Here is an 8,382-nt window from a genome sequence, read left to right on the forward strand (position 1 = left end):
TATTATAATATCAACTTTGATTTAAAACTGTTTATATAAAATCAATAAATGAGATTTTTAGAGGAAGGGCGGACCTTTACTTATTAATTCACATAATTTTCAAACATTAAAACCCAGGATGTTAATATTTGTTATATAATGGAATCAAGCTGTAATCAATATGGTTTCCCCGTTATGAATAATGAGATAATTTATGTGTCCCGTGTATTCGCTTTAAAGCAAAAAGAACTTGTAGTGATTTCTACAAGTCCTTTTTTTATTTTTAAATTCAAATCAATGAAAATCCAAGATAGGTCCCCTCATTTGGCCCTTAACTAGAAAAAACATCTATTAATCCTACTAGTTGATTTTCTAAACACATGCTATTTATCAATTAACAAATTAATTGGGAACAAATTTCTTAAAACAGGGATACTCTGGATAGTTTTATCTAGTTCCTTCAAGCTTTCCTTCCTCTCATTAGGAGATACCTGCAAACCACCAACTAAACTTTTCCCTTTAAATATAATAGTATCTGTTTTTCCTTGTTTCAATTCAATTAATTGATATTCATTTTTTGACATCATATAGTGATTATTATTTATTGTAAGAGGGGATGCGAGCATTCTATTTTTATCTTTATCTAACATAACAAACTCTTTCCCGTGATATTGTACAATTGTATAATCTTCTTTTTTCTCAGCCTTTGTATATCCATATTGAAAGAAAATCCATGATGAACCTATACCAATTATAATGATTATAATCCCTTTTATTCCCCAGTTACATTGCTTCCAAATATAAGCTAATGGGTTTCTTCTATAAATAGCAACAATCCCTCTTAAACATAGCTTTAAAAGTCCATTCTTAATTATTCCTGACTTCAATTTTTTTAGGGAAAGTACAATAAATAAAAATAGTAACATTACAAGTAAAATGATAAAAAGTGCCCATACTCTAGTACTTAATAGATTAGCTACATTAAAATTATATGAATCCTTTAATACTAAAAATGGTAGATAGCTAAGGACTAGCATAAGAAAAATTCCATTTGTAATTGCATTTATAGGAGCAAACTCTTTCCTATCATAGATAGTTCCTATCACTTCCTTAAAACTACCAACTTTATTTAAATCTGTTTCAATAATTGAACTTGAAAACTCACCTATTTTCGAATAAAATTTTTCTAATTTTACTCTTATAAAAGTTTCTTTTTTAGGAGTGCTTTGCCTTGCATCCAGTATGTTTATTATAAAACTTGCGCACCAAATTAATACTCTTGAAATAAAATATAAAATACATATCCTGAGTATCAAAGAAGAAACATCATATACAGAACTAACAATTAAAGATACATCTAGATCACTTAAACTAATATCATCTATACCATAGTAATCTCTAATCCCCTTTTGAAAAGAATAAGAGAAAAAGTAGATGGCTCCTGTAAGAATTGTGATAATCCACGCAGTATCTTGTAAATAAGATGATCTATCCTTTTGTATTTGCGTATCTTCTTTTTCCATTTGATAATTTTTTCTTTTTATTCTCTTTCTCACCAATACACACCCTATCTAACTAATTCTTTTAAACACTTCTAATACCCAATAGCAACTTTACAATATATCTCTATCTTTTAATAACATTCTATCATTAGTTTTACTGTAGCAATAAAAGTTTCTGTAAAACCCTGTGCTTAGAATAAAAAGAGCAGATATCTAGCATCTACTCTTTTTTATAGGGATATCGCTATCAAGCTAACAAAACAAAACAAAACAAAAAATAAACATTTAGCATTCGGTGTTGTTTTACGGGATACCAATTAGATATTAAACATTTTCTTAAGTAATGTTTTTTTATAGAAGCTCCAACTAAATGTATTAATCCTTACGCTAGGCACTACAACAGTAGTAATAGTTAAAATGAAGGTGATTATATATAGTAAGGCCAATCCCCAAAAAACTAATTTATTTTCTGTAATTTGTTTAATGAAAGATATATTCAAAGAATTTGCCAAGAAGATTAAACCATTGATTGGAACCAAGATTATTGAAAGTAATTGTGCCACTTTTCTAGAATTATCGATAACCTTTAGTTTATTAATATTACGTATATTATTAAACTCATTAACCTTTTCTATTAGCTTCTCCTTTAAAGTAATGATGATATTCTCAACATCAGTGTTATGTACCAAAATATTCTCTTGGTCATATGTTATAAACTTTATTTTATTTTCTATCTTTATTACAGCAATCCTAAATTGCCCTTTTTTTACAAAATACACATCAAATTCTTCTGTTTTAACGGTTTCATAAAGAATTTGAGTATCTGAAACATGTTCTAGTATGTCTAGATTTAACTCTTTAAAATATTCCTTTATGGTAACGTAGTATATCTGATTAATATCTTCAGGGTCTAAACCGCTAAAAAAGTTAAAGCTTATTTGACGCTCAATATTTAATTTTTTTAATTTATTGGAGATAACAAATGAAAAAATATTTAAAGCATTATCATCGTTAATTAAAATAAACCAATGTAAATAGTACTCTAAAGTAGGAAGATAGCAAAAATGAATCGTTTGAACATCATTATCTAAAGTAGAATTAGGATCAAAGTTAACCTGTAACTCAGTGTTTATTTCATCATCTTGAGATACCATAATTAAGTTCTTTTTCTCATCATATAAGATATCATATTTATACCCTTGACTCACTAACCTTCTACTTAATATTTCTACAAAGAAATTACACCATTTCGTTATATTAAGGATTACTATTTCATTTCTAATTGTTATAAATCCTTGTAATTCAAGTTTTTCTAAATATTGGATATTTTTGTCATCTTGCTGAAATTTCAATTTATAGTCTGTTAAAGAAAAAACAATATTATTACTATTTTTCTGTAACTTATAAGAAGAAGCTATACGAGAAAGAATTTCGTATTCATAGCCCACTAGCATAATTAATCACCTGCGTTGTTGGTATTGCTGTATCTAATCTTTCCAATAAACTTTCAATATTATTCCCATTATCAGCACCTAATTTAATAAGAAAATTTAAAATCTGAGTTATTTCTTCCTTTGCAAGACTACTTATTTTGCTAAGATAAACTAAGATTTTTTCATCTAACTTATAAGTATTTTCATCAAAAGGAATAATTTTCTTCTCAAGTAAGCAGTAAAAAAAAGTATTTTGTAACAGTTTTACTATAACTTGAGTTTCATCTTTAAATGCTGTTTCAAACACTTCTCCGATTTCTTTTTTTGCTGTTGCAATTACAGCTTCCCGTTGAGGAATCGTTCCAACTGATAATCGTCTTCGAGCAAGATTTTTCATTTCTTCTTCATAAGTGTGATTTAGATAATCGTATCGGAGTAATACAGAGATTTCACTTATAAATTTATCTATATCTATAACTTGAAGGTTTTTTAATCGAGACATTATCTTACCTTCAGATCCATCTAAAATTAAACTAATCTCTTCACCCCTATTTAGTTTAACCACAGAAATGGGATAATTATCATACAAATACTTTATATCATCATGACATAGAGCATCCAAGAAACTCATTGGGTGCTTAACATCAACACTAAACTTCATTATTCCATTATCAAATCTATAGCGTGAAGGCATACTTTCATTATTAATAACTAGTAATCGCCTTAAAGTATGATCACTAAAATTATAAGGTTTAATTGGACTCCCCTGTTGGCTAGCTGCAATTCTTCTGTGAATTTCTGCAATAAATTCATTTTTTTCACCATCAGTATGAGTATATCCTGAGAAATTTGTCTGCAGAATTATATCTCTTTGAGGGTAAATTCTTAATTCAGTATGTGTTTTTTGTGATATTTTGTGATTCATGTAAGTTGTAATTTTATCAGTAGTCAATCTTATATTAATAATATCTTCTTTTGTCGTTAGGAGCGAAAATAGGTTCACATTAACATGATCTATACCTTCAAAATCTAAATCCTTTAATAAATTGTATATATTATTAATTTCAATCTTATTTATTGGAAAATAATAAAGTAGTCCATTGAAGTCACTTTTGGGAACAGAAATAATTTCGAAATATTGACTAATCTTAGCTACTAGCTCCTGTTCTTTTTCCTCTTCTTTTAAGTCAAGATATGTTTTATATAAAAACCAGTCATATTCATCTTTGCTAGCGGGTAATGTAGTTATTAATCTTTCACTAAGGCACCAATTAATAATTTCATAAGTGATTTCTGTAGATAGTTCACATATTTTCTCCCAAATACTAAATCCATCTCGAGTGAAGAAAAGTTTTTGTTCTCTTATATTCATTTTTCTAGACTACCTTCATCTTCAGATTCTGTTCCTTCATTTTCCATAATTAAATAATCCATTGCTCTAGTAATAGACGTAGTATGACTTTTACTCTGAAGCACTTCTAGCACTTTTTCAATTTCCTGAATTGAAATATTTAAAGCATCAGCTCTACCTAGCATTTTTGATATTGCCTCATCTACGTGTGCTACATTCAAAGTTTTTTTCTTTTGTTCTTTTAAGATACTATTTATTTCATACATCAAAATCACAGAAAGAAACTTTACTGAATCATGATATCTTTGAAATCCTTCCTTAGATATTCGTAAATCCAATCCATCTGAGAAAGCAACATCCCTTATTAATTCTCTTATTCTGCTTTTATACAATAAGGATTTATTTTCATCTACTAAAACTTCCTCATCGCCTAATATTTCTTCAGTATCATCACCTGAATTAGTTGTCTCATTTTCCCCAGAATTAGTCTGTTGATCCTTTAGAAACCTTTCTAACTCCTCTTTCATATAATCCCCTCCTATAATTCGTCATATATATTTTACCATATATAACCTGTGCAACTACTAGTTACCTGAGATTATCCTCTAATCTTATTATTTCAATCTAGTTGTGTAGTTCCTTAAATATAGCTAATATCACACATTAGAGGTATTTCCCTAATTATTTGCACTCTAGCAATAATATTGAAGAAGGTAGAATATTTTAAAAAGAACTATTTTAAAATTACTTACAAGAATACATCCACATTTAAAGATTACAAAGAAAAAATGAGTTTTACAAAACATACAAAATGTTAAACTCATAAAGCCCAGTAATATCGGTACCTATACATGATATTACTGCGCTTTTATTTGGATATTCAACGGCGTGTTTTACAAATTATATAAATACCTAAACTTAGTTTTACTTTTTACATATGAACATCTTAAAAAAACACTTCAAAAGGTATCAAAATATACTTAAGACACACTGCATAAGTACATACACTTTTTGAGATGTGTTTGTTGAATGATTTTATGCTTATTGGAGGAGGATAGTGTCCCAATCAGTTGGATACACCACAGAGCCACCTTTGTTGTAGTGTTTATTGTTTTTGATATATAATCTGGTACATGAAATTTTACAATTAAGTTATCCTTTAGTTTTTCTTTTGAAATTCTTATAGCATTCTATATGAATCTTATGTTATTATAAAGATAGAAAATTTGTTTCCAATGTTTATACTCTATTGTACGTAGCGTGAAGGACAAACCTTACGCCCTGTTAACTCGGGCGAGGTTTGTCCTTTTTTTACTTTAAGGAGGAATTTACTATGAAAAAAATCTACAAAATCGGAGCAGTTATAACAACTTTATGTGTTATTGGTATCACGATCTTTACTTTAACTAAAAATGAATCAGTCAAAACAGAAATAGTAACACCTGAAAAAACAATTGTATCTGCTGCAGATGTAAAAGGATCACCTGAAAATATAAAAGATATTTCAAAAGAAGAATTAAAGCAAAAAATACAATCCCATAAAGAGTTCATTGCGTATTACTATCAACCAACCTGTCATTATTGTAAAAAGGCTGCACCAGATATCAATCGTATGTCAAAAAAGCATGATAGAACTATCTATCGTATTGATATCTCTACCCCAGAAAATCAAAGTGCCTTTCAAGAGTTCGACATTCCAGGTACTCCAGTTATTGTAGCTTATAACAGAGGTGAAGAAGTTGAACGTTTAGAAGGAGCTGTGTCAGCTGCTACCTATGATGGATTCTTTGCAAGACGTAATTCGAGTGCTAGCTAGTATAGTGCTCGTTTTTCTTTGTACGAAAGGAGAATTAATGTGCAACAAAACGCCCGTATTCAATCTTTAGACATAATAAGAGGTATCGCCATACTTTGTATCCTTTTTGCGAATCTACCTACTATGACGGGACTAGATCCCTTTAATCAGGCAGGTTACTCCGGCACAGATAAAGCGATTCGTTTTTTAGTAGATTTGTTTATACAAGCAAAGTTCTATACTATTTTCGCATTCTTATTTGGCGTAGGGTTTTATATCTTTATGAAAAATACAGAAGCAAAAGGATACCCCATGTATAAGTTGTTTATTCGCAGACTGTGTATTTTATTAGCCTTCGGTTTACTTCACTTCACCTTTCTATGGTATGGAGATATTCTACATGCGTATGCTATAGCAGGAGTTATTCTATTGTTCTTTTATAAGCGCTCTACTAAGCTTATTTTTATAGCTGGTTGTAGTTTCCTAACGGTTAGTTATGTATTACATATTATTGTATTTTTACAAGCAAGTTCTTCTATTCTTGAAGTGCCAACTTACTATCAATATATGTTTACAGGCAACACTACCAACCACACGGTAAATCTATTTACACATTATTTATATCAAGTAAAAGCACGTTTGTTTTTTCTGATGATAGAGGAACCCCAACAACTACTAATAGGAATTCCTGAATATATAGGCTTATTTTTAATCGGCTTATGGGCTGGTAAGAAAGATATTTTTAAAAGGATACCGGGGGTAATAAAGAAAATTAAATTTTTACAGTGGAGTTCGTTATGCATTTCATGTCTTCTCTCTTGTCCTATTATCTACTATTTTATAAAAATGGATGTCTATTACTCTAAGGATATACAAATATGGATTTTATTTGGAGGGAAAACGCTAGCTATATTCTATATTTGTACCCTACTTAGAGTGTGTGAGAATAAAAAATATATAGAGTGGCTGCAACCCTTTATGAACATAGGCAAGTATGCTTTAACGAATTACATTAGCCAAAGTATACTAACTCTTGTCATTCTTTCGTTGTACTTTAAAGATGTCTCACAGGTATATTACTGGCAACTATGTATCTTCGGGATTTTAATTATCTTTGCGCAAATTATATTCAGCAAAATTTGGAGTAAATATTTCCGCTATGGTCCCATTGAATGGATATGGAGAAAAGGAATTTACAAAAAATAACCTATTTTTCACCAGTTTCATGCAATTAACCGAAAAAAATGATAAAATATTATATGAAAGATTAAAGATATATTTGTGATTGTAAAATGATGTTATTAAAATTAAAGTGGTTCAAGTCAGAGGAAGACACCTTAAGGTGTCTTTTCCTTTGTATATAAAAAATCCTAGCCATCCTATGGAAATGGCCAGGATTTTTTATGGACTACATATTATCCGATTCATCAGTTTTATTATAAACACATTTAGCTTCTCGAAAATGCTACCAGTTATCCATACCCCAACATCATGGGAAAGAATGATCGTTCCGTATGTTTGGATTTCCAGGTAATGTCGTTTACAACTTCTTTTGCTTCTTCCTGAGTTTCGTTTTTTGGGGAACAAACATTTTTTTAGTTGATGGCGATGTGATGGGAGCCCAGAATGAAATAGTATAATTTAGTTATAAGGCTCTCACATCAATTGTGAGAGCTTTTTCTATTATTAGGTACAAACTTACACTAGTAGAGTTATAGAAACGCTTATACTCATAAGATATTTGTAATTTGGAGTATCGCCATCAAACTACAACAGCAACTAATCATCCTCAAAAATAACTCATTTTCTGTCAAAGTTACCATTTTATTTTAGTTGGATTCAATTTATCAATGTATCCACGTGCTAACTTTTTTTCATTACTGTCAAAGATACCAATATCACCACTAAAATTCTCCCAATATTCTCCTAAATAGTCTTTGCTAGGTGAGTGTAAATCAACATATAATCCCATCGTTCCAAAACTTGCTACTTGTCGTGCTAATGAATCGCCTACTTCTTTTGCTTGTTCTTTCGTTGTTCCGGCTGGCATAATGGCAACAATTCTTGTTAAACTATCTTTCGCTTCAATGTGGATATCTTGCACTGGTGTCGTATATTGGATTCCATCTTTTATTGTTTGAACTCCTAATTGTGATAACTTGACATCTTTATTACGCGCCCCCTGACCTTGCGCCAGCTTCAATTGTTCTGCTTTTTCTTGTGCTTGCACTTCATTTAACCCGCTATCTTTCGCTTGTTCTGCTTCTTGCTGTTTCTTGGTCTCTTCTTCTTTCTCTTTTTCTTCTACTTCTTGTTGTTTCT

General features: G+C 30.0%; 6 protein-coding genes and 1 pseudogene. 2 read left to right on the forward strand and 5 right to left on the reverse strand.

The genetic code is table 11. The features are described 5' to 3' along the window. Window positions 1–362: 362 nt before the first annotated feature. From KI356_RS18010 to KI356_RS18025, 4 genes are all read right to left on the reverse strand, one after another. Window positions 363–1,535 (reverse strand): hypothetical protein, encoded by a 1,173-nt coding sequence (locus tag KI356_RS18010; protein ID WP_001231516.1) that lies wholly within the window; start codon window positions 1,533–1,535, stop codon window positions 363–365. 263 nt (window positions 1,536–1,798) lie between these two features. Next, window positions 1,799–2,935, reverse strand: a complete 1,137-nt coding sequence (locus KI356_RS18015; RefSeq protein WP_000960106.1) for a hypothetical protein — start codon at window positions 2,933–2,935, stop codon at window positions 1,799–1,801. Beyond that, complete coding sequence (locus KI356_RS18020) at window positions 2,919–4,286, reverse strand: hypothetical protein (RefSeq protein ID WP_001026031.1); 1,368 nt, start codon at window positions 4,284–4,286, stop codon at window positions 2,919–2,921. Before KI356_RS18020 ends, KI356_RS18015 begins: the two co-directional genes overlap by 17 nt. Beyond that, window positions 4,283–4,792 carry a hypothetical protein gene (locus tag KI356_RS18025; RefSeq protein ID WP_000656864.1) on the reverse strand — a complete coding sequence of 170 codons (510 nt, stop codon included), beginning with the start codon at window positions 4,790–4,792 and terminating at the stop codon, window positions 4,283–4,285. Before KI356_RS18025 ends, KI356_RS18020 begins: the two co-directional genes overlap by 4 nt. Window positions 4,793–5,598: 806 nt before the next feature. On the opposite strand from KI356_RS18025, the gene KI356_RS18030 reads away from it, so the two are divergent. Continuing rightward, entirely contained in the window at window positions 5,599–6,081 is a 483-nt protein-coding gene (locus KI356_RS18030) for a thioredoxin family protein (protein WP_000725580.1), read from the forward strand. 39 nt (window positions 6,082–6,120) lie between these two features. Further along, entirely contained in the window at window positions 6,121–7,266 is a 1,146-nt protein-coding gene (locus KI356_RS18035) for a DUF418 domain-containing protein (RefSeq protein WP_001186861.1), read from the forward strand. Window positions 7,267–7,876: 610 nt separating this feature from the next. On the opposite strand, the pseudogene KI356_RS18040 reads toward KI356_RS18035, so the two are convergent. Further along, a pseudogene (locus KI356_RS18040) lies at window positions 7,877–8,382 on the reverse strand (multimodular transpeptidase-transglycosylase / penicillin-binding protein 1A/1B); the annotation flags it as partial.

The organism is Bacillus hominis (assembly GCF_018332515.1).
GTDB lineage: Bacteria > Bacillota > Bacilli > Bacillales > Bacillaceae_G > Bacillus_A > Bacillus_A hominis.

Excerpts from the sequence above, each read along its gene's own strand:
- KI356_RS18015 (WP_000960106.1), bottom strand. The coding sequence starts at position 2,935 with ATGCTAGTGGGCTATGAATACGAAATTCTTTCTCGTATAGCTTCTTCT.
- KI356_RS18020 (WP_001026031.1), bottom strand. The coding sequence starts at position 4,286 with ATGAATATAAGAGAACAAAAACTTTTCTTCACTCGAGATGGATTTAGT.
- KI356_RS18025 (WP_000656864.1), bottom strand. The coding sequence starts at position 4,792 with ATGAAAGAGGAGTTAGAAAGGTTTCTAAAGGATCAACAGACTAATTCT.
- KI356_RS18030 (WP_000725580.1), top strand. The coding sequence starts at position 5,599 with ATGAAAAAAATCTACAAAATCGGAGCAGTTATAACAACTTTATGTGTT.